The sequence below is a fragment of the Ramlibacter sp. WS9 genome, assembly GCF_003797765.1.
GTDB lineage: Bacteria > Pseudomonadota > Gammaproteobacteria > Burkholderiales > Burkholderiaceae_C > Ramlibacter.
The window spans coordinates 1-21,361 of record NZ_RKMB01000049.1; the positions used below are offsets into that span (position 1 = coordinate 1).

Consider the following 21,361-nt stretch of genomic DNA (forward strand, 5'->3'; position numbering starts at 1 on the left):
CCGTCGAGCCGCCCCGTCCCCAGCCCGCCGCCGCCCCTGCGGCGGAAGCGCCGGACGCAGCGCCCGTTCCGCCACCACCGGCGCCGGTACCCCCAGTGGTGCTGCCGCAGCCTGAACCGCCGCCGGTGGCGCCGCCTGTGCCGGTGGAAATCCCGCCTCCGCCGGTTCCACCACCGCCGGCGCCAGTCCCTGTGCCCGCGCCCGTGCCGGTTCCGGCACCGATCCCCGCGCCTGCACCGGTTCCCGTCCCGGCGCCGGCCCCTGTGCCGATCCCGGCGCCCGCGCCAGTGCCGGTACCTGCGCCCGCTCCTGCACCTGTGCCCGCGCCAGCGCCAGTGGCCGCACCGGCGCCGGAGCCCGCTCCCGCGCCGGCCCCGGCCGCTCCACCCGCACCGGCCGTTGCCGCACCTGCAGAAAGGCCCGCGGCACCCGGGCCGGTGCCGTCGCCCGCCGCGCAACCCGCCCCGCGCGCGCAAGGCCCTGCAGACGTTCCTTCCAGCGCGCCGGCCCCATCCACCGGCGCTCCCGTGATCGCGGCCCCCGCAGGCCCGGGCGCGGCCTCCGGCGGCGCGACACCGGGTGGCCCCGGCCTGGGCACGCCCGGCGGCACGATGCCCGGCGGCCGCACCACGCCCGGCCCCGCAGCGCCGCCCGCGGCAGCCCTGCCGCCTGCGCCCGTGCTCGGGCCGGCCATCCCGCCGCATCCCGGCCCGTACCGGATCCAGCGTCAGCGCAGCCTCGCGGAGATGGCAAACGAGCAGCTGAGGCGCGGCAAACCCAAGGATCCGCTGGCCGAAGGCATGGAAGGCGCGGCGATCGACGATTGCCTGCATTCGCCGCGCAACCCGCCGATGCTGGGCGGGCTGTTGGCCTTGCCCGGCCTGGCCGCCAAGGCACTGACCGACAAATGCGCCAAGTAACGGCGCGTTAGGACGAGATCAGGATTTGAGCGGCAGCACCGGCGCCAGCACGCTAGCGTCGCTGTAGATCACCGACAGCGGATGCCGCACGCCGGCCAGGTAATCCTCGATGCACTTGAGCACCAGCGGGCTGCGATGGCGCCCTTCGGCGGCGCTGGCGCGCAATTCATCGATCGTCATCCACAGCGTGCGGACAATGCCGGTGTCGAGCGGCCGCTCGGATTGATGCTCGCCGAGCTCGCCGCAGAACGCCATGCGCAGGTAGGTCTGGTCTTCGCCGGTGGAGTTCTTCATCGAACGCGCGAGGTACATCCCCAGCAGCGCGGTGGGCCGGAAGACCCAGCCGGATTCCTCCAGCGCTTCGCGGGCGCAGCCCTGTTCCGGCGTTTCGCCAGGATCGAGATGACCCGCGGGGTTGTTCAGTTTCAGGCCCAGGGCGGTTTCTTCTTCCACCAGCAGGAAGCGGCCATCCTGTTCGATGACGGCGGCGACGGTGACGCTGGGCTTCCACTGTTTATGCATGCCCACGATTATGGCCACCTCGATTGCGGACGGGGGTGCCTGGCGAATGCGACACAATGGCTCCGTTGCGGCTACGACACTTGACCATGCCCTCACATCGCCCCTTCCTTTCCCGACTGCTTTCCCGTGCCATGCTGGCCGCCTGCCTGCTCGCGAGCCCGCTCGCGTATTCGCAAGGGGCGCAAGGCACCCAAGGCGCGCAGAGTGCGCCCAGCGCCGCGTCCTCCAGCGCGACGGCATCTGCAGAGCCCGCGGCCTCGCGGCCAACACCCGTGCTGCCGCAGATCAAATCGCCTGAGGCCGCCGCCAATCCCTATGGCTTGCGGGCGCTGTGGCAACAGGGCGACTGGGTGGCGCGCATCACGCTGCTCATCCTTGTCATCATGTCGCTGGGCAGCTGGTACGTGCTCGTTGCCAAGCTCATCGCGCAGTCGCGCATGGGGGGCCAAGGCAAGGCGGCCAACCAGAATTTCTGGAAGGCCGACACGGTGCGCCAGGGGGCGGAGCGGCTGCAACCCGCCAGCCCCTATCGCTTCATCGCCGAATCCGCGCTGGAAGCCACACGCAAGCACGACGGCCTGATCGGCCAGGTCGACCTCAACACCTGGACGGCGCAGAGCATCGAGCGTGCGGTGGCCACGGTGCACGGCCGCACGCAGGAAGGCCTGGCGGTGCTCGCCACTGTGGGTTCGACGGCGCCCTTCGTCGGTCTGTTCGGCACGGTCTGGGGCATCTACAACGCGCTCGTAAAAATCGGCGCGTCGGGCCAGGCTTCGATCGACAAGGTGGCCGGCCCGGTGGGTGAAGCGTTGATCATGACGGCCCTCGGCCTGGCCGTGGCCGTGCCGGCGGTGCTGGGCTACAACTGGCTGGTTCGGCGCAACAAGGTGGCGATGGACACGGTGCGCGGCTTCGGCTCCGATTTGCACACGGTGCTGCTGGCGGCCAACGCCAAGAGGTCGCCGGCCCAGGATCCTGTCTGACGATGGCGATCCGCTTCGCCCAGCCGCCCGACAGCGAGGACCAGCTGATCGCGACGATAAACACCACGCCGCTGGTCGACGTGATGCTGGTGCTGCTGATCATCTTCCTCATCACCATCCCGGTGGTGAACAGCTCGATCGCCGTGACGCTGCCGCTGGAGCCGGCGCAGGCGCAGGGCCAGCAGGTGGAAGATGTCATCGTGACGGTAGATGCGCAGGGCGCCATTTACTGGTTCGACACCCGCCTGCCGGCGCAGAGTGATTTGGCAGCGCTGCTCGATCGCGCAGCCGCACTCAAGCCCCAGCCCGAACTGCACATCCGCGCGGATGCCCGCGCCGACTACGAATCGATCGGGCAAGTGGTGTATTCGGCGCAGCGGGCCGGCATGGCCCGCATCGGCTTCCTCACCGAACCGCCGGAGGGACCTTGATGTGATCCCGCTCGGCAGCAGCGACAACGAGGCCGAAGTCATGGCCGACATCAACACCACGCCGCTGGTGGACGTGTTGCTGGTGCTGCTGGTCATGCTCATCATCACGATCCCGATCCAGCTGCATTCGGTCAACCTCGAGATGCCGGGCCGCAACACGCCGCCGCCCGCGGTGCCGCCGGAGATCGTGCGCATCGACGTCACGCCCACGGGCGCCTATCTATGGAACGGGCAGCCGCTGTCGGGCCGTGCCGAACTCGAGACACGGCTGCAGCAGGCCGCGGCCGAAGCGCAGCAGCCGGAGATCCACCTGCGTCCCAATCGCCGCGCCAAGTACGACCACGTCGCGGCCGCGCTGGCCAGTGCGCAACGACTGGGCCTCACCAAGATCGGCCTGGTCGGCTCCGAGCAGTTCGCGCCTTGATGCTCAAGTCTCGTATTCCTCCGCCCCCTGCACCCAGATGAACGACTGCACATCGATCATGTCGCGGGCCTTGAAGTGGGGCCGGCGGTCCAGGTCGCGGCGAATGATCGCAGCGAAAGTCAGCAGCGAGTGGTAGCCCGGCCACGCCGGCTGGGCGTCGTACTGAAGGTTGAAGCCATAGGCATGCGCGGCCTTGCGCGTGACGCGCGGCTTCAGGAACAGGTGCTTGTCGGGCCGCGCCAGGAAGCCGAACACCGTGACGATCGGCCAGGTCAGCACGCGGGTCTGGCGGCGCGGCAGATCGGCCACGGCCTGCACCCAGTCGGCGAACTTGGTCTGCGGCGAGCCGCGTCCCCAGAGGAAGGCATAGAGCTCGGTGGCGAACAAGCGGGCACCCGCGGGCGTTTTCACGGCGTCGCGCAGCGCCATCTTCTCGAACGAGAACAGCAGGTTGGTGCGCGACTCGATGCGCACGGCGGTCTCGCAGATGCGCGCGAACTCGCCGCGCGCCAGCAGCTTGCGAAAGTCCGCCGCGCCGAGTTCGTTGCGCCACTCGAGGTGCGCGCGCTCCTTGTACGAGCGTTCGGCGACCAGGTAAGTCTCGTCCTGGAAGCCGTCGGGATAGAACACCTCGAACTTGCGCCGCGAGCGCGCCGCGCCGAGGTAGTTGACGTTGCCGGCGCGAGCGCCTGTGAGGGGGGAAGAGAGGAAAGCTGCACGTGCCATGAAGGCAGTTTTTGATGCGCCCCACCCAAGCCGTGTGGGACAACACGCCGCCTCCTTGTAGGACTCAGGTGGCGGGGACCAATCTGACCCGAGTGATCTCCGAAGGTGCACCAAAACGTTTCGGCGGGCCCCAATAACCCGTGCCACGGCTGACGTAGATTCGCAACTGATCCATGGCATGCAGCCCAGCCGTAAATGGTTGCTGCATGCGCACGAAGAGGTTCCACGGCAGGAACTGCCCGCCGTGCGTGTGGCCCGAGAGCTGGAGATCGAAGCCCGCCTGGGCCGCCGCCGCGGCACTGCGTGGCTGGTGCGCCAGCAGCACCTTGAAAGCCGCGTCCGGCGGCGCGCCGGCCAGTGCCTTGTGCGGGTCGCTGCGGTGGGATGCGTCGAAGTGACCGGCGCTGTAATCCGACACGCCCGCCAGCACCAGACGCGCGCCCTCGCGCTCGATGACCACGTGGCGGTTCTGCAGCACCTGGATGCCGATGCGCTCCAGGTGCCGCATCCAGGACTCGGCGCCCGAGTAGTACTCGTGATTGCCGGTGACGAAGAAGCTGCCTTCGCGCGACGCAAGCCGTTCCAACGGCGCCACGTGCCCGGCGAGCTCGGCCACGCTGCCGTCGACCAGGTCGCCGGTGATGGCCACCAGATCCGGGTTGAGCCGGTTCACCGCTTCGACGATGCCCTCGACATAGGTGCTTCGGATGGTCGGGCCGACGTGGATGTCGCTGATCTGCACGATGGTGAAACCGTGCAGCGCCGCAGGCAGGCCCGCGACAGGAATCTCGACGGTCACCACACCCGCGGTGCGCCGCGCGTTGAGGTAGCCCAGGCCGGTGATCGCCAGCGCCAGCAACGGCACGGCCGCGGCGCTTACCGAGTGCAAGCCATCAAACGAAAGGGCAGACGCGCCCATCTGCTGGGCGATGGCGGCCAGCAGCAAGAGCACGTCGCGCAGCACGGTGAGCACGATCAGCGACGAGAACAGGCCCATGAAGAGCAGGCCGGCCCAGGTCAGCGTGTCCGCGGCCGGCGGCTTCAGTAGCCGCCGCGAGACCAGCCCCAACGGCATGAGAATCGCCGAGCTCACCAAGAGCAGGGCCAGCAGCCCGCCCGCAGTGGCGCCCGGCAAGGCCGGGACGGTGCGGACGCCTATGTAGAGGTGTAGCGCGGCGGACAGGGCGAACAGGGAAACCAGTGACATCTGGGCCACATGGTGCCGGATCGCCTGATTGGAAGGCGCCGCCGGTCAGCTCAGTGGAGCGTGCCGCCGAATTTCCCGTAGTTGGACAGCAGCACGTGAGCGGCCGATGGGTCGGCTTCCGCGGGTTCGTGGGGCGCGGGCACCTCAGGCGCGGTCTTGGCCAGCGCGTCGTCGATCCCCTGCATCACCTTTCGGATGTCCGCCGAGAGGGCGGGGTTGCCCGTATTGCGTTCCAAGCCGGCCTGGAAGTCCACTTTGGCCTGGGCAAACCCATCCTGCGCCAGCGCCGCAAAGCCGCGGACGAAGTGCCCCAGCGCCTGGGTGTCGTCCAGCGCGAACAGCGGCTGCCAGGTAACCAGCGCCACTGCTGCCCGGCCGGAGCTGAATTGCAGCAGGCCCAGTTGGTAGCGTGCGATGTCGAAGGCCGGCGCCAGCAGCACGGCGTTGGCCAGCGCCGCCTCGGCTTTTTCGTATTGGCCGAGGGCAGCGTATTCCGACCCCGCCAGGAAATGGGGTATGCCGCTTGCCGGGGAGGCAGCGCTGGCCTGTGCGAACAGCTCCAGGGCCCTTTCGGCGTCATTGGCCTGGCTAGCGGCCAGCCCAGCTTGCAGCAAATCGTCGGCGTCTTTCGAGTTTTGGGCATCCATGGCGGGCATTTTTGGTGAAGTTGGGAGGGGCGGACGCCGAACGTGCGCCCTGCTTAATCACTATATCCCGCAGAAACCGCAAATGTTTAGCGAGGTGGGGCTAAACAAAGTTGCGTGCGTGCCGATGTACTGATTGAAGGGTCGCTGCGGGACGGGGGAAGTCTTGCCTTTGCCGCGACCTGCATCTTTTTTGAACATAGATCGGGACGGACATGGTCGCAATCGTCAGCGGAAACAGCCTGGGTTTGAGTTTGACATCGCTCGCCACACTGGGGCAGCGGGGGGTGTTTGGCAGCGCGACGCAGGGCCAGAGCAACGAACGGGCGTTCGTCAACATCGCCACCGGCAACCTGGTGCTGCAAAGCCTGGACGACCATGTCGAGAGCCTGGGCCCGGACATCGATGCCTTGCGCACGTACAACAGCCAGGGCCTGCTGGATGACGACAATGGGGACAACTGGACCAGCGGCGCGTTCAAATACGGTAGCGTGCAATACACCGGGACGCTGAACGCATCGGGCAGCACCGTCACGCGCACCGGCCAGGACGGCGCCAAGGCCACGTATGTGTGGAACAGCACCCAGGCTCGCTACACCAGTACCGCTGGTGCCGGCGCGTACGACTACTTCACCTACAGCAGCACCAGCCCCGCCTCCTTCACCTGGACCGACGGCGACACCCGGACCCAGGAAACCTACAAGAAGCTGGGCACCAAGGACGGCAAGGACGTCTGGAACCTGACGTCCGTCTCGGACGTGATCGGCAACGCCACCAGCTACACCTACGACGCCAACTTCAACCTGCAGACCGTCGTCAGCGACTCCGGCGAAACCTTCAGCTTCGCCTACAGCAGCGGCCGGCTCACCAGTATCAACATCACGCCGTCCGGCAGCACCAAGACCACCCGCGTCGTCTACGCCTACGAAAGCACCGCGCCCAACCGCCTCACCTCCGTCACCGTCGATCTGAGCCCGCAAGACAGCCTCACCAGCGACGGCAAGACCTTCAAGACCACGTACACCTACGACGGCACCAGCGCCCGCGTGGCCAGCGTCACGCAAAGCGACGGCACCAAGCTCAGTTTCACCTACGTGCTGTCCGGCGGCACTTACCGCGTGGCCACCGTCAAAGACGGGCTGAACCAGCAGACCAGCTATACCTACGGCGCCGGCACCACGACGGTGACCGATCCCCTGGGCCGTGCCACGGTGTACGCCTATGACGCCGAAGGGCAGCTCACCAGCGTCACCGAGCCTGCCGTCGCGGGCGTCCTGCAAATCACGAGTTTCGAATACGTCAACGGCGACCTGACCGAGATCACCGACCCGATGGGCCGGGTCACCACGATGGGGTATGCCAACGGCAACCAGATCTGGCAGCGTGACGCGGCGGGCAACACCATCACGCGCACGTTCGACGCCAAGAACCAGCTGCTCACCGAAACCCTGTATGCCACCCCCGATCCTGAAGGCGGCACCCTGGCGCCCACCGCGCCCCAGGTGACACGCTACGTCTACGACACCGACTACAGGGCCCTGCTGCGCTTCGTCATCAGCCCCGAAGGCCGGGTGACGCGGTACGTCAACAACGCCACCACCGGCCTGCGCGACTCGGTGTTGCGATACGACGAAAGCGTCTACCCGGTCACCGCGCTCGCGATCACCGACGTGCCCACGGTGAGCGACCTCACGACCTGGACCACGGGCAAGAACGCCCAGATCAGCCGCACCGACATGGCCTACGACTTCCGCGGCCAGCCCAAGACCCAGACCGAGTGGGCCACGGTCGATACCAACGGCTATGGCGTGGCCGACGGCAAACAGTCGGTGACCACCTTCGTCTACGACTACACCGGCCGCCTGCAATCGACCGTGTCGCCCACCGCGGGCAGCACCGTCTACACCTACGACGGCATGGGCCGCGTCCTGACGGTGTCGAACGCGCTGAGCGAAGTCACCACCAACACCTACAACGACGCGGGCAACACCCTCAGCGTCAAGCTCGCCAACAACCTCATCACCACCAGCAACTTCGATGCCGCCGGGCGCCTGCTGAGCGTGGTGCAGGGCGCCCTGAGCGCAACCACCACCTTCAAGTACGACGCTGCCAACCGGCTGGTCATGACCCAAGACCCGACAGGCGTGCGCGCCTGGATGCTCTACGACGAGGCCGGGCGCCAAGTCGCCCACGTCGATGGCGACGGCACCCTGACCGAATACGTCTACGACAGGAACGACCGGCTCACCCACACCATCGCGTATGCGACCGCGGTGAACGTCGCCCTGCTCGGCGGCACTGGTGAACCGCTGAACCCTTCCCTCGCCTCGATCCGCCCGGCCGCGAACGCGAAGGACCAGCACGCCTGGCGCGCCTACGATGCGGCCGGCCGCCTGGCCCGCACCATCGACGCGAACGGCGCCGTGACGCAAACCGTGTACGACGGCGCCTCGCGCATCGTCTCCACCGTGCAATACGCCACTGCCCTGAGCACGGCCGGCCTGGGCGACACGCCGGCGGCCGACAGCTTCATCGCGCCGCATGCCGACGACCGCGTGAGCCGCCACTTCTACGACGCGGACGGCTTGCTGGTGGGCACGCTGGACGCCGAAGGCTACTTGAGCGAAATGCAGTACGACGCTGCCGGCGCCCTGGTGCGCAGCACCAGCTACGCCGTGGCCACCGACCCCACCAAGCGCGCCACCGGCACGCTGGCGGCGCTCAAGCCCGCCCTCACGCCCGCCGCCGACGCCGTTACCACCTACCTGCGCGACGCCAAGGGCCAGATCGTCGGCGTCGTGGATGCCGAAGGCTACCTCACCGAGAACACCTACGACCTGAGCGGCAACCTCACGCAGGCCGTGCGCTACGTCAACAAGGTGACGGCGTCCTACACCGTGAGAAGCAGCCCGGTCGGCCTGCGGCCCTACGATCCGATGGGCCAGGACCAGACCCACGTTCGCGTCTACGACAAGCTCAACCGCGTATCGCAGGAGACGGACTTCCAGGGCACCGTCACCCAGTACACCTACGACAACACCGGCAACCTGACCAAGACCGTGCGCGCCGTCGGCACGAGCGAGGTGCGCACCCTCAACGCACGCTACGACGCGCAGGGCCGCCTGGTGGGCGAGCTCTCCGCCGAGGGCGCGCTGCAGCTCTACGCCGGGCAGACCGCCGCGCAGATCGACCTGGTCTGGGCGCAATGGGGCCTCACGCACGCCTACGACCTGGCCGGCCGCCGCGCCAGCACCACCGACCAGAACGGCAACCGGACCCTGTTCTTCTACAACGTGGACGGCCAGCTCACGCACACCGTCAACGCGCTGGGCGAAGTCGCCGAGAACGAGTACGACGCGCTCGGCCAATTGAAGGCAACCGTACGTTACGCCAACCGCCTCAGCCTGGCCAGCCTCACGGCGCTCGCCGGGGACAAGGCCGGCGGGCTGGTCAACAGCACGCTGACCTCCGCCATCGCCGCCGCCACTGCCGCCAACCCCGCCGCGCTGGACAGCCGAGCCGACTACACCTACAGCGTGACCGGCGCCCTGGCCAGCAGCACCGACGCCCTGGGCTTCAAGACCAGCTACCTGTACAACCTCTTCGGCCAAGAGACCTCGCGCGCCCAGACCCTGGGCTCGGGCGCCATCTACGAGCAAACCGCGGCCTACGACCGGCGTGGCCTCGTGCTCACCCGCGTGGACGACGCCCTGGGCGCCAACATCGCCACCGCCGTCGTGTACGACGCGTTCGGCCGCGCCAGGAGCACCACCACCGCCGGCGACACCCGCAGCGCCGAATACGACCGCCTGGGCCGCCAGATCCGCGCCGTCGACGCGATGGGTTTCGACAACAAGACCAGCTACGACGGGGTCGACCGCGTGACCACGCAGACGGACGCGCTGGGCAACATCACCACCTACACCTACAACAAGACGGTGCGCACCGTCGTCGTCAAGACGCCCGAGAACATCACGGTCACCACCGGCTACTCGCGCCTGGGCCAGACGCTGGACGTCACCGATGGCCGCGGCAACGTCACCGCCTACCAGTACGACAAGAACGGCAACCTCAAGAAGACCGTCGAGGCGGACTCGACCTTCAACTCCAGCAGCTACGACCGGGCCGGGCGCCTCATCCAGACCATCGACGGCAACGGCAAGAAGGTCGACCTCACCTATGACGCGGCCAACCGCGTCCTGACGCGCACCGTCGATGGGGTGGCCGGCGGCCTGAACCTGTCCACCCAATACAAGTGGGATGCCCAGGGCCAGCAGATCGAAGTCACCGATGCGAACGGCACCGTCACCCAGTTCACGTACGACCTGAACGGGCACCTCAAAACGCAAAAGGTCGATCCGGGTACGGTCGGGGTGAGCCTGAACCTGCTCACCGCCTACGAATACGACGAGCGCGCCAACGTCCTCACCGTCACCTCCCCGAGCGGCCTGGTCACAAGCTACACCTACGACACACTCGGGCGCCGCACCAACGAGGTCGCCGACCCCGACCCCACCGCCGCCGCCGATCCCACCCGGTTGATCTCGCGCAGCTGGACGTACGACGAATCCGGCAACGCCGTGACCTGCACCGACGCCAAGGGCGGCGTCACGCGGTATGTCTACGACGCCAACGACCGCATGACGCGGCAGATCGACGCCACAGGCGCGGTGACGGCTTTTGAGTACGACAAGAGCGGCAACCTCACCGACCGCATCGGCTACGCCACGCGTCTGACAGCCCAGCAGCTGGCCGACGCCGCGCTGCCCGGCGCCACGCCCGCCACCCCGGCGGCCGACCCGGCTCGCGACGCGCATGCGCGCATGGTCTACGACAAGAATGGCCGGATGGTCGCCAGCGCAACAGCGCAGGGCACGGACGCTGCCGGCAACCTCAAGTGGACCATCACCCGGCAGGTCTATGACAACGCGGACAACGTCGTTTCGCGCACCACATACGCCAGCACCCTGTCGTCGCAAACGCTGGCGGCCCAGCCGACCCAGGACCAGGTGGCCGCCTGGGTGAACACGGCCGCGGTGAATGCCCTGGTGGACCGCACCGAGCGCATGGCCTACGACCAACTCAACCGGCTGGTCTACAACATCGACCCGGTCAATACGGTGACCAAGTGGATCTACGACGCCAACTCCAACGTCGTGCAGCAACGGGTCTACGCCACGCCGCTGGTCATTGCCGGCACCCCGGCCGCGGCGGCCATCGCCAGCGCGCTGCAGGCCAGCACGGACGACCGGATCAGCCGCACGGTGTACGACGCGGCCAACCGCGTGGCCTTCACGCTCAACGCGGCCGGCGGCCTCACCAAGACCGAATACGACGCCCAGGGCAACATCACGACGCGGCGCTACGCCAATGCGTTCACGACATCGCTGGATGTGCTGCCGCTGGCAACCGTCCTGTCAACACTCGTCGCCGACAACACCAACGACCGCATCGAGCAGCGCCTGTTCGACCGCGCCGGGCGCCTCACGTCCGTCATCGCGGGCGGCAATACCACCCAATCGGTCTACGACGAGCGCGGCAATCTCTGGAAGCTCATCGAACCGGGCGGCCGGGTGAGTGAGTTCTTCTACGACGCTGCAGGCCGCATAACCCGCAGCGTGGACGCCATGGGCGCGGCCGAGAGCTACACCTACGACCCCCTGGGCAACAAGGTGTCGTTCACCAACAAGCTGAACAAGACCTGGACGTATGAATACGACGCATCCGGGCGGCTGACGAAGGAGACGGCTCCGGAAGTCGAGGTCACCACCGTCACCTTCGACGCCGACAACCGGGTCGCGACCGGCACGCCCTCCATGGCGGCGATGGTCACCCAAATCGCCTACGACGCCTTCGGCAACGTCGAGAGCCGCACCGAGGCGGCAGGACGGCCCGAAGCGCGCACCACCAGCTACCGCTATGACGCGGCGGGCCGCCAGGTCAAGACGATCTTCCCGCCGGTGGACGTCCACCTCGAAGGCACGAAGACGCTGGAAGTCAACGTCACGTATGACGCGCTGGGCAACGCCATCGCCAACCAGGACGTGGCCGGCCGCTACAGCTACAAGGTCTACGACAAGGCCGGTCAGGTGGTGTGGGACGTCGACGCCGGAGGGCAGGTGACGGGCTATACCCGCAATGCGTTCGGCGACGTGAGCGAGCTCAAGCGCTACAGCATGGCCATCGGCACCGCGGGCATCACATTCACGGCGAACGTCAACGACGCCTTCGTCAAGGGCCTGCTGCCGGCGACCGATGCCGCGGCTCGCACGCTGACGACGCAGTACGACACGCTCGGCCGTGCCATCAAGGTAATCGAGCCGCAGGCTTACGCGTTCGATCCGAACATCGTCGGCGGCGAGCACTTTACCGCCGCGCGCACCACGGCAACCACGTACAACGCCCTCGGCGATGCATTGCGCATCTCCGTGTATGGCCAAAACAGCAGCGGTACCCCGGTCACCACGACCACCGACACCTATTTCAAGTACGACATTCTTGGCCGCAGGACCGAGGAAGTGGCGGTGTACGAGCGGGCCATGGGTGCCGGCACGGCCAAGGCCTACCTGACGACCATGGCGTACGACGCCGTGGGCAACCTGACGGAACAGGTCGAGTACGCCGGCAATGTGACGGTGACCGACAGCCTGTGGAGCGCCAAGACCGGTGTCTCCCGATCGGCGGTGGCGGCGTCGGGTGACGATCGCAAGATTCGATACGAGTACTACCTCAACAACCTGAAGAAGAGCGAAACCCGGGTCAACGTCCTCTACACCCCTGCCGGGGCGGCCACGGCGCTGCGCGGCGACCAGGTCACCTCTTTCGAATACGACGTCCTCGGCAACGCGACGCGCACCGTCGACGCGCTGGGCACCAGCACCTACACCGCCTATGACGTCCTGGGCCGCGTGACTTGGGTGCAGACCGGCCCGGCCTTGACCGAGTTCAAGCACGACGTTTACGGCAACGTCGTCCAGCGCACCGAACTGGGCGTCTTGGGTGACGCCGCTGACGACCGGGTCAGTTTCACTGTCTACGACACGAGCGGCCATGCCATTCGCAACGTCGATGCGCTGAGCAACTCCTCGTACTCCTTCTACGACCGCTATGGCCATGTGGCTCGGCAGGCGCAAGACGTCTGGACCAAGGTCAACGGCACGCCCACGGTCCAGACCGCGTTCACCGAGTTCAGCTACGACGCGCTGGGCCAGGTGATCGAGACGCGCGACGCCATGGGCGGCTCGCAGCAGATCGACTACAACGCCTTCGGCGAAGTCACGCACAAGGGCGTCAATGGCGCGGCCCGGCACGAACACTACGACTACGACAACGCGGGCCACTTGTGGCGCACCAATGCCGGCGACGGCGTCTACAAGGTGGCCCTGTACGACATTGCCGGCCACCAGACGGCCGACATCCGCAGCGCTGTCAAGCCTCTGGGGGCCTACTCGAACGCCGCGAGCGTCGTGATCCTGGGCGACCTGGTTCGCACCGACACCCGCTACAACCTGCTCGGCCATGTGGTCGGCCAGATCCGCCCGATGCAGTACGCCGGCGAGGTGGGCAGCGTGGAAGGCTCCACCGTCAATGCGGTGCGCATTGTTTCGCTCGAACCGTTGAAGATCTACGCGACGCTGTCTGCCGCGGCCGAGAAGAAGGTCACCTATGGAGAGAGCGAAGGCGCCGGGAATACCAACACTTGGTGGGAAGGCCGGAATTCTGTCGACTTGACTTGGGATTCGCTGGCCGGGCTGGGCAGCGGCGACGTGCAGGTCACGCTGACCTACCGGACTGAAGCGCGCGCCAGCACGCAGTACGTCACGCAGGTCTTCAGCGCGGACGCAGCCCTCACCGGCGCCAAGATTTCGTGGGACAACACCCAGCCACCGGGCATCATCGACCGCATCGAGGTCAAGAAGAAGGGTGCCGACGGCAATTGGAAGACGCTGATCGATCGCACCCAAACCGGCGACTACGGCAACCAGATCCGCATTCACACGCCGCCGGATCCGGCCACCCAAGTCTGGCTGAAATACAGCAAGAACGGCGTCCTGCTCGACACGGTGGCCTTCGACGAGCGCCACCGTTTCGGCGACGCCATCGTCTTCGACGCCAGCGGCCTGGCCGAGGGCGACTACACCTATGAGGTGCTCAAGCGCGAGCCCGGCGAGGCCCAATGGTCAGCGTGGGACCAGGGCACGATGACCGTGGTTTCGCCGGCAGCACGCCGCCGCATCGCGGAGCTGTTCGTGGCCGTGCGCAACCGTGCGCCCGACGCGGTGGGGTTGGCGAAGTACCTGAACATGTATCAGGCAGGCACTTCCCTGGCCACCATCGCGCAGGAGATGTTGACGACGCTCGACGACGACCTGGCGGCCTCACCCTACGCCGGCCTGGAGAATGCGCCCTTCATCACGAAGTTCTACACGATGGTGCTCGGTCGTCCGGCCGAAAGCATCCCGCAGGAAGACCTGGACTTCTGGGTGGGCCAGCTGCAGATAAATCCTAACCGCGGTGCCATGCTCGTCACCATGATTGCGGCGACCACCGGCTACACGTCCCTGGACATGTACGGCCAGGGCACGATCAATCAGGTTGCCCTGGATTCGCAGCGCCTGTTCAACAACAAGGTCGACGCCGGCCTGAAGTACGCGATCGACTATGTCGGCTACGACATCGGTGTTGCCAGGTCGATCATGACGCTGGTGACCGCGGGCTCCGATACCGTGAGCCTGTCCGATGCCAAGACGACGCTGTACCGCACGCAGGTCATCGAGCTGTATGCGCTGCTGTTCAACCGGGCGCCCGATGCCGCTGGGCTGAACTATTGGGCGGGACTGCTCGCCGACCCTACGTGGGATCGCCAAGAGGTTGCGCAGGTGATGCTCGACACAGGCGTCGGCCTGGGGTTCTATCCCGCCAACATCACCAACACCGCGCTCATCACCAGCATTTACCAGAACGCGCTGGGCCGCAGTGTGGATACAGCGAGCTTGAACTACTGGCTTGAGCAGTTCGCCGGCCACACCAGGGGCAGGGTGTTCACCGACATGGTGGACATGGTGACCGACTACGACGGCGTTGACTTCACGGGCCTCACCTCCCAGCAGCTGTTCAAGAACAAGGTGGCGGTGTCGCAGGCCTACATGGCGCTGGACCACTCCACACTCAGCCTGAACGAGCAGATCGCCGCTTCAAAGGCCATCTTCAACGGCATCACGTCGGCCGCATTTACAGCGGAGTCCATGAACGCCGCCGTGGCCGCTGCGCAGGCGACCTATTCCACGGCCCTGGCCGCGGCCAATGCCGCCACGCCCCTGGTGGCGCCCGCCATCGCCAGTGCCGACGCCGTGATGCGCGGCCAGCCGGGCGCCGCGGCCGTCAACACCCAGATCGCGCAGCTGTATGTGCTGCTGTTCAACCGCGCGCCCGACTACGACGGCCTGATGCACTGGGCCACGAAGGTCGCCCAGGAAGGCCTGGACTTTGCGGAGCTCGCGCAAGCCATCTACAACAGCGGACAAACCCTGGGCAAGATCTTCAGCCCCGACGTCGGCCATGACCTGGAGATCATCAGCGGCTTCTACACCCAGGCCTTGAAGCGCACACCCCCCGACGCGGAAGGCCTGGCCTACTGGCGGGCCCAACTGGTGCAGGCCCAGCAATCAAGCGATGCAAATGCCAGGGGTGCAGTGGTCGCCTCGTTCATCGGCTCCGTGATGGAGTACGGCGGCACCGTCACCGACGCCATCAACGCCAAGAAGGTGTTCAACAACAAGGTTGCCGTGGCCCTGGCCTACAGCACCCTGGGCGGCAACGACCAGTACCTGACCGGCACCACGGCCTCCTACACCGTCCTGAGCCAGGTCACGGCCGACAGCATCGCCGCGGCCACGGCCCAGGTGCAGCTCTACATCGACGCGGCGACCGTTGCCGCCAAAGCGGCCATCGCCGCCCCGGCCACCAGCGCCGCCTCCAACGCCGCCACCACGGGCGCCGCCGCGGCGGTGCTGGTGGGCACCGCGAGCCTGAGCGCCAGGGACGCCGTCCCCTATGCCGATATCGCGCATGCCACCCCGACGGCCGACTACCGGCTGGAAGTCGCGCGGCTCTACGCCGCCCTGTACCCGGCCTCGCCGGCACCCACGTTGGCGCTGTTCAACTCCTGGGCAGACATCCGCGTAGGCGCTTCGGCAGCCTCCGTGGCCAGCCAGATGCTGAACACCACCGCGGTCAAGAACAACGGCTACCCCACCACCCTCTCCGCCACCCAGTTCGTCACCCGCCTCTACCAGCTGGGCCTGGGCCGCGAGCCCGATGCCACCGGCCTGAACTACTGGGTGGGCGTCCTCAACAGCAACGGCAACAACCGCGGCGCGGTGGCGGCGGATCTTCTCAGCACCACAGCCAACAATACCGGCACCAGCGAGCTGGAACTCACATCGCGCAAGAACCTGGCCGCCAAGGCCTACAACATCCTGGGGCCACTGGCCGTCCCCGCCGACAGCGCGGTGGCGCCGGCGCTGGCGACCTTGCAGGCAGCCACCACCACCAAGACGGCCACCGACAGCGCGTTCAACTCCCCGTACAAGACCTACGTCTGCCAGCTGTTCAAAGGGATCTTCGGCCGCGCGCCGGCGAATGTGACTGAAGTGAACAGCTGGACCGCACGGTTCAGCTCGCCCTCCTCCATGCAGGCGGTGGTGACCTACGCCCTGTCCACCAGCGAGGCGATCGGCTACTACGGTGCGTATGTCACGACCACCGACTACACGTCCAACGCGGCCTGGGTCGAGAAGATCTACCAGCGCTGCCTCGGCCGCGCAGCGGACTCGGGCGGCCTGCAATCGTGGACCGACAAGCTCGGCGCCGGCGGCATGTCGCGCGCCCAGGCGGCCACCGAAATCATCTACACGGCAGCCAACTACAACGGAACGGATCCGCTGGGCATTCAGTCGCACAACGACTTCGTCAACATCGTCAACGGCTACCTGGGCACCATCAACACCGCCAAGACCGCCGCCGACAGCGCGTACACCGCGGCCAACAACGCCTACACCGCCGCCGTCACCGCGGACAACGCCACCACCGCGGCGAGCAACGCGGCTTACATGGCCATGGTCGCCCTGACCGACGCCGTCGCGACCGTTGCGCCCTTGGCGGCCGCCGCATTGGCCGCCGCAACCATGAACGCGACACCCACCGCGGCCTTCCGGCTCGAAGTGGCGCAGCTGTTCACCGCCCTGTACTCGCGCGCGCCGAGCCTGGCCGAGCTGAACACATGGTCCGACCTGCGCGCCAGCAAGACGGCGGTCGAAGTCGTGACGTCCATGCTTGCCGCTTCATCGCTGTACAGCTCGATCGGAAACAACACTGACTTCGCCAAGCAGCTCTACAAGACCGTCGTCAACGTCACCAGCCCCGCCGCCGCCGATGTGACTTTCTGGACGAACAAGGCGAACGCCGTCGGCCGCGCCCAGGCCGCCATCGAATTCAACTACACGGTGGTGAACTACACGGGCAACGACACCACGGGCGTCGCCAACCAGAAGTACCACGTCAACCGCGTGGCGGCCTACCTGGCCCCCCTGGTGTCCCAGGCCGCCAGCGCCAACACCTCGGCACAGGCGACCCTTCCCCTCGCCGGTGCGGTGAAGCTGGGCAGCGCGGCCCTCTCCGGCACGGCCAGCAGCTTCACCCCGGCCAGCGGGTCCTGGGGCACCTACTACCTGCAGGCCGACCAGCTGTACCTGATGCTCAAAGGCCGCGTACCCACCGCCGCCGAATCCACGGCCCTTGCCACCGAGCTGGCCGGCGGCAAGACCGTCATCGATGCGGCCACGACCCTGCTGGCCAATAACACGCTGTATCCGGCCGGCCAGAGCAACAGCCAGTTCATCGACACCCTGTACCGCACGGCCCTCGGCCGCCCGGCGGACTCCGAAGGCCTGCAGTTCTGGGGCGAAAGGCTTGTCTCGCCGTACAACTGGAGCCGCGGCAAGCTCGTCTACGAGCTGATCGCGAACGTCTACGTCTACAAAGGCACCAGCGCGGCCGGCCTGGCCTCGCAGGCCCTGTTCAACAACAACACCTACGCTGCCCTGTACACCGTGGCCGGGGTTGCCAACGCCTACAGCCTCCAGGTCGTCGCCCAGGCCGATGCCGCCGAGGCCGCGCGCGACGTGGCCAAGGACGTCTGGGACGCCCTGAAGGTCATAGTCACCACCAACATCGGCAGCGCCACCGCCTTGCAGCAGGCCAACGACGGCACCGTCGGCCTCTTCACCCAGCAGTACGGCGTGCGCCCGAAGATCGAGCAGACGGTGGACCGTTGGGGCAATGTACTGGCCGTCACCGACCCGCGCAACGCGGCCTGGAGCAGCTACTCCACCTACAACGCCAACAACCAGTTGGTGGGGACCACCCGCAGCGACAACTTCCAGACCATCACCACCGAGAACTTCTACGACCAGCTCGGCCGCCTGGTGGCCACCCGCGATGGGCGCGGCTACGTCAACCGCAACCTCTACGACGAGCGCGGCAACCTGGTCGAAGAACAGCACGCCGATGGCGGCATCGTCCACTACGACCTGAACGCCTTCGGCGAGCGCGACACCGTCCACCAGGCCAGCGGCAGCCAGATCCATTACACCTATGACAAGATGGGGCGCGTCGAGACCACCACCCGGGCGTACCTCCAGGGCGTCGATGCGTATGACGCCATTGGCGTGGGCGACGGCGCCTCCAACATCAGCCTGACGGCCGGCGAGCACATCCAGCTCACGGAAAAATACACCTACGACGCCCTCGGCCGCCGCGTCAAGATCACTGACGAGGCGACCGCCAAGATCGCCGAGCAGATCTACGACCTGCGCGGCAACCTGATCGAAAGCATCGACGGCTACGGGCGCAGCACCGAGTACAGCTGGGACATGTTCGGCCACAAGACCGCCGAGCTCGCCGCGGACAACGGCCTGCAGGGCTGGACCCTGGACGCGTGGGGCAACGTCGAAGCGCACAACCGGTCGGAAATCAGCGCCGACGGCACCACCACCACCATCACCCATACCGACTTCAGCTACAACAAGCTGTGGCAGATCAGCGCGCAGACCTCCTATCGCGACACCTCTCGCGACCAGACCTTTACCCACCTCGACCTGCAGAACCTCGCCTACACCTACGACAACGCCAGCGGCCTCCTGGTCAAGATCGAAGACAAGGCCGCCACCAACGTCGACGCCAGTGCAGCCGTGCAGGTCACCCAGTACGCCTACGACGCTGCCGGCAACCGCACGAGAGAAAAGACCTCCGCGCAAAAGACCGTGAGCGGCCAGGTCAGCGAGCTGGACGTGTCCCAGGATAACCACAACACCTACGATCGCCTGGGGCGCCTGATCGGCGTGCGCGACAGCCGCTACGACGTCACCTTCCGGTACGACCAGAACGGCAACCGCACCGAGGTTCACACCCACTACCTGTCGGAGACCAACGCAAAGGGTGTGGCCGCGACCGCCGCTAACGCCACCACCGACAACACGATTCGTGTGTACAACGCGTACGACCAGATGAACCGTCAGACGGTCGTCGATGGCGTGCTGGTCAACGGCGTGGCCGACATCGGCCAGGACCTCGAAGGCAAGTGGGTCGGCCAGAAGATCACTTACGACCTGTCGGGCAACCAGACCAGCATGCAACAGCGGGGCACCAAACTGGTATTTCGCGAGAATCCTGGCTACTACCAGTACTGGGACAAAGAAGAAGGCATCGTCACCGAAACATACAACTACGACGCGGCAGGGCGCCTCACTGATGTGTTGCGCGACGGCGTCAACATCGACGCCCGCCGCTACGACAAGGCCGGCCGCCTGGTGCAAAGCGGCGGCGCGGCGATTCCCAACGAAGAAGGCCTGGCCGCCGCGCTGGAGGGGGCTGGCGTGGCCGTCGACCGGCACTACAGCGACTACGACGACAAGGGCCAGCTCTTGCACCAAAGCACCCGTGCCCGCGCCCACGAGAAGAACACCGACGCGTGGTTCCGCGGCTACGACGCGGTGGGGCGGCTGCTCGAATACAAGACCACGGTCGACGGCCAGGCCAACTTCTACACCTACACGTACGAGAACTGGGACCACAACAAGGTCCACGACATCTACGTGTGGCGTCCCTCGGACGGCAAGCACTCGCGCACGACCAACGGCTACGACGCCAACGGCAACCTGGTGCAGGTCAAGACGGAAAAGGACAACTGGAAGTTCGACGTGCGCGACTTCGTCAATGATGCTTCCGGGCGCATCCTGCGCAAGACCGAGAGCGGCTACGGCACCAACATCAACAACGAGTACAAGCCGGACGTGCATGTCACCACCACCCTGATCGCCAACGGCGAAGTGGTGGGCTCCTCCAGCGACGACGCAGCCGCGGTGAAGAACACCTTCCGCTCCAGCTATGTGCCGGTCACCGATTCCGGCTACAGCGCGAGCCCGACGGCCTACACCGTGCAGGGCACCGAGACGCTGCAGATGATCGCCCGGGCCGTCTGGGGCAACGCCGACCTCTGGTACGTGATCGCCGATGCCAACGGCATCGACACCGTCCATGACGGCGACGTGATCATGATCCCGGCCAAGCCGAACACGATCTACAACAGCACCAGCACCTTCACGCCATATGACCCGACGCGGGCGATCGGGGATACGACACCGACGCTGCCGGCGCCGGACGCGAAGAAGACCAACTGGCTGAAGATGCTGATCGTGGCGATCATCGCTGTGGTGGTGACGATCTTCACCATGGGCGCAGCAACTATGTACATGGCCAGCACGCTGGGTACTGCCTTTGCGGGCGGCGTGGGCGCCGGCGTGGGCGCGGTCATGACCACCGGCATGGCTACCCTGGGCACGGCAACGTTCGGGCTGGCAGCCGCCAGTGCGGCTGTCGGCTCCATCGTCAGCCAGGGGGTGGCCGTCGCCATCGGCGCTCAGGACAAGTTCAGCTGGAAGGGGGTTGCGCTGAGTGCACTCTCCGCTGGCGTCGGCGCAGGGGTGAGCGAGTTCATCCCCACGCCTTTGGGTGGAGCTGCAAGCGACTTCGGCAACGTTGTAGCGAGGGCGGCTATCGGCAACACCATCACGCAGGGCATCGGCGTGGCGACCGGGCTGCAGGACCGGTTCGACTGGAGAGGGGTGGCTGCAAGCGCTGTCGGTGCGGGCGTGGGTCAAGCGGTCGGTGGTGCCATGGGCATGAACGATCAGGGGTTCAAGGACCTGAGCTTCGGCCAACAGTTCGGCGCACGCCTGGTCACAGGGCTGGCCGCCGGCACGGCCGCAGCAGTTATGCGCGGCGGCAAGGTGGCGATTCAGCAGGTGGCCACAGACGCGTTTGGCAATGCACTGGGGTCTTCGTTGGCGGAGGCGAATTGGGGTGTTGGCCAACAAGCGCAGGCTGGGCTGCAGCCTGGACAACTTGGCAGCGGTTCGTACTTTGTGCCGGGGGTCGACGACGCTG

Annotated in this window: 8 protein-coding genes and 1 pseudogene; 5 read left to right on the top strand and 4 right to left on the bottom strand. The window is 66.7% G+C overall.

Annotated elements, in window-relative coordinates:
* A pseudogene (locus EEB15_RS34530) lies at positions 1–920 on the top strand (hypothetical protein); the annotation flags it as partial.
* Positions 921–938: 18 nt separating this feature from the next.
* Here the strand turns inward: EEB15_RS34530 and EEB15_RS31810 are convergent.
* Complete coding sequence (locus tag EEB15_RS31810) at positions 939–1,442, bottom strand: NUDIX hydrolase (RefSeq protein WP_141514006.1); 504 nt, start codon at positions 1,440–1,442, stop codon at positions 939–941.
* Positions 1,443–1,522: 80 nt separating this feature from the next.
* Between EEB15_RS31810 and EEB15_RS31815 the strand changes: the two genes are divergently transcribed.
* The 3 genes from EEB15_RS31815 to EEB15_RS31825 are packed head-to-tail and all read left to right on the top strand — an operon-like array spanning position 1,523 to position 3,280.
* On the top strand, positions 1,523–2,425 hold the full coding sequence (locus tag EEB15_RS31815; protein WP_370284062.1) for a MotA/TolQ/ExbB proton channel family protein: 903 nt from the start codon (positions 1,523–1,525) through the stop codon (positions 2,423–2,425).
* A gap of 2 nt (positions 2,426–2,427) precedes the next feature.
* Positions 2,428–2,856, top strand: a complete 429-nt coding sequence (locus EEB15_RS31820) for a biopolymer transporter ExbD (protein WP_141514007.1) — start codon at positions 2,428–2,430, stop codon at positions 2,854–2,856.
* Positions 2,857–2,896: 40 nt separating this feature from the next.
* On the top strand, positions 2,897–3,280 hold the full coding sequence (locus tag EEB15_RS31825) for a biopolymer transporter ExbD (RefSeq protein ID WP_233259710.1): 384 nt from the start codon (positions 2,897–2,899) through the stop codon (positions 3,278–3,280).
* Between the two features lie 3 nt (positions 3,281–3,283).
* Here EEB15_RS31825 and EEB15_RS31830 read toward each other — a convergent pair whose 3' ends face one another.
* The 3 genes from EEB15_RS31830 to EEB15_RS31840 form a co-directional block, all read right to left on the bottom strand.
* Positions 3,284–4,006 carry a hypothetical protein gene (locus tag EEB15_RS31830; protein ID WP_141514009.1) on the bottom strand — a complete coding sequence of 241 codons (723 nt, stop codon included), beginning with the start codon at positions 4,004–4,006 and terminating at the stop codon, positions 3,284–3,286.
* Between the two features lie 64 nt (positions 4,007–4,070).
* Positions 4,071–5,213, bottom strand: coding sequence for a metallophosphoesterase (locus EEB15_RS31835; protein WP_141514010.1), 1,143 nt, complete (start codon positions 5,211–5,213; stop codon positions 4,071–4,073).
* A 50-nt stretch (positions 5,214–5,263) separates the two neighbouring features.
* Positions 5,264–5,860 (bottom strand): hypothetical protein, encoded by a 597-nt coding sequence (locus tag EEB15_RS31840; RefSeq protein WP_141514011.1) that lies wholly within the window; start codon positions 5,858–5,860, stop codon positions 5,264–5,266.
* A gap of 212 nt (positions 5,861–6,072) precedes the next feature.
* Between EEB15_RS31840 and EEB15_RS31845 the strand changes: the two genes are divergently transcribed.
* Positions 6,073–21,361: DUF4214 domain-containing protein (locus EEB15_RS31845; RefSeq protein ID WP_141514012.1), on the top strand; the 15,289-nt coding region annotated here is incomplete at its 3' end.

What these genes read in the sequence shown, in the direction of transcription:
- EEB15_RS31810 (WP_141514006.1), bottom strand. Translation starts at nt 1,442, where the DNA reads ATGCATAAACAGTGGAAGCCCAGCGTCACCGTCGCCGCCGTCATCGAA.
- EEB15_RS31820 (WP_141514007.1), top strand. Translation starts at nt 2,428, where the DNA reads ATGGCGATCCGCTTCGCCCAGCCGCCCGACAGCGAGGACCAGCTGATC.
- EEB15_RS31825 (WP_233259710.1), top strand. Translation starts at nt 2,897, where the DNA reads ATGGCCGACATCAACACCACGCCGCTGGTGGACGTGTTGCTGGTGCTG.
- EEB15_RS31830 (WP_141514009.1), bottom strand. Translation starts at nt 4,006, where the DNA reads ATGGCACGTGCAGCTTTCCTCTCTTCCCCCCTCACAGGCGCTCGCGCC.
- EEB15_RS31835 (WP_141514010.1), bottom strand. Translation starts at nt 5,213, where the DNA reads ATGTCACTGGTTTCCCTGTTCGCCCTGTCCGCCGCGCTACACCTCTAC.
- EEB15_RS31840 (WP_141514011.1), bottom strand. Translation starts at nt 5,860, where the DNA reads ATGGATGCCCAAAACTCGAAAGACGCCGACGATTTGCTGCAAGCTGGG.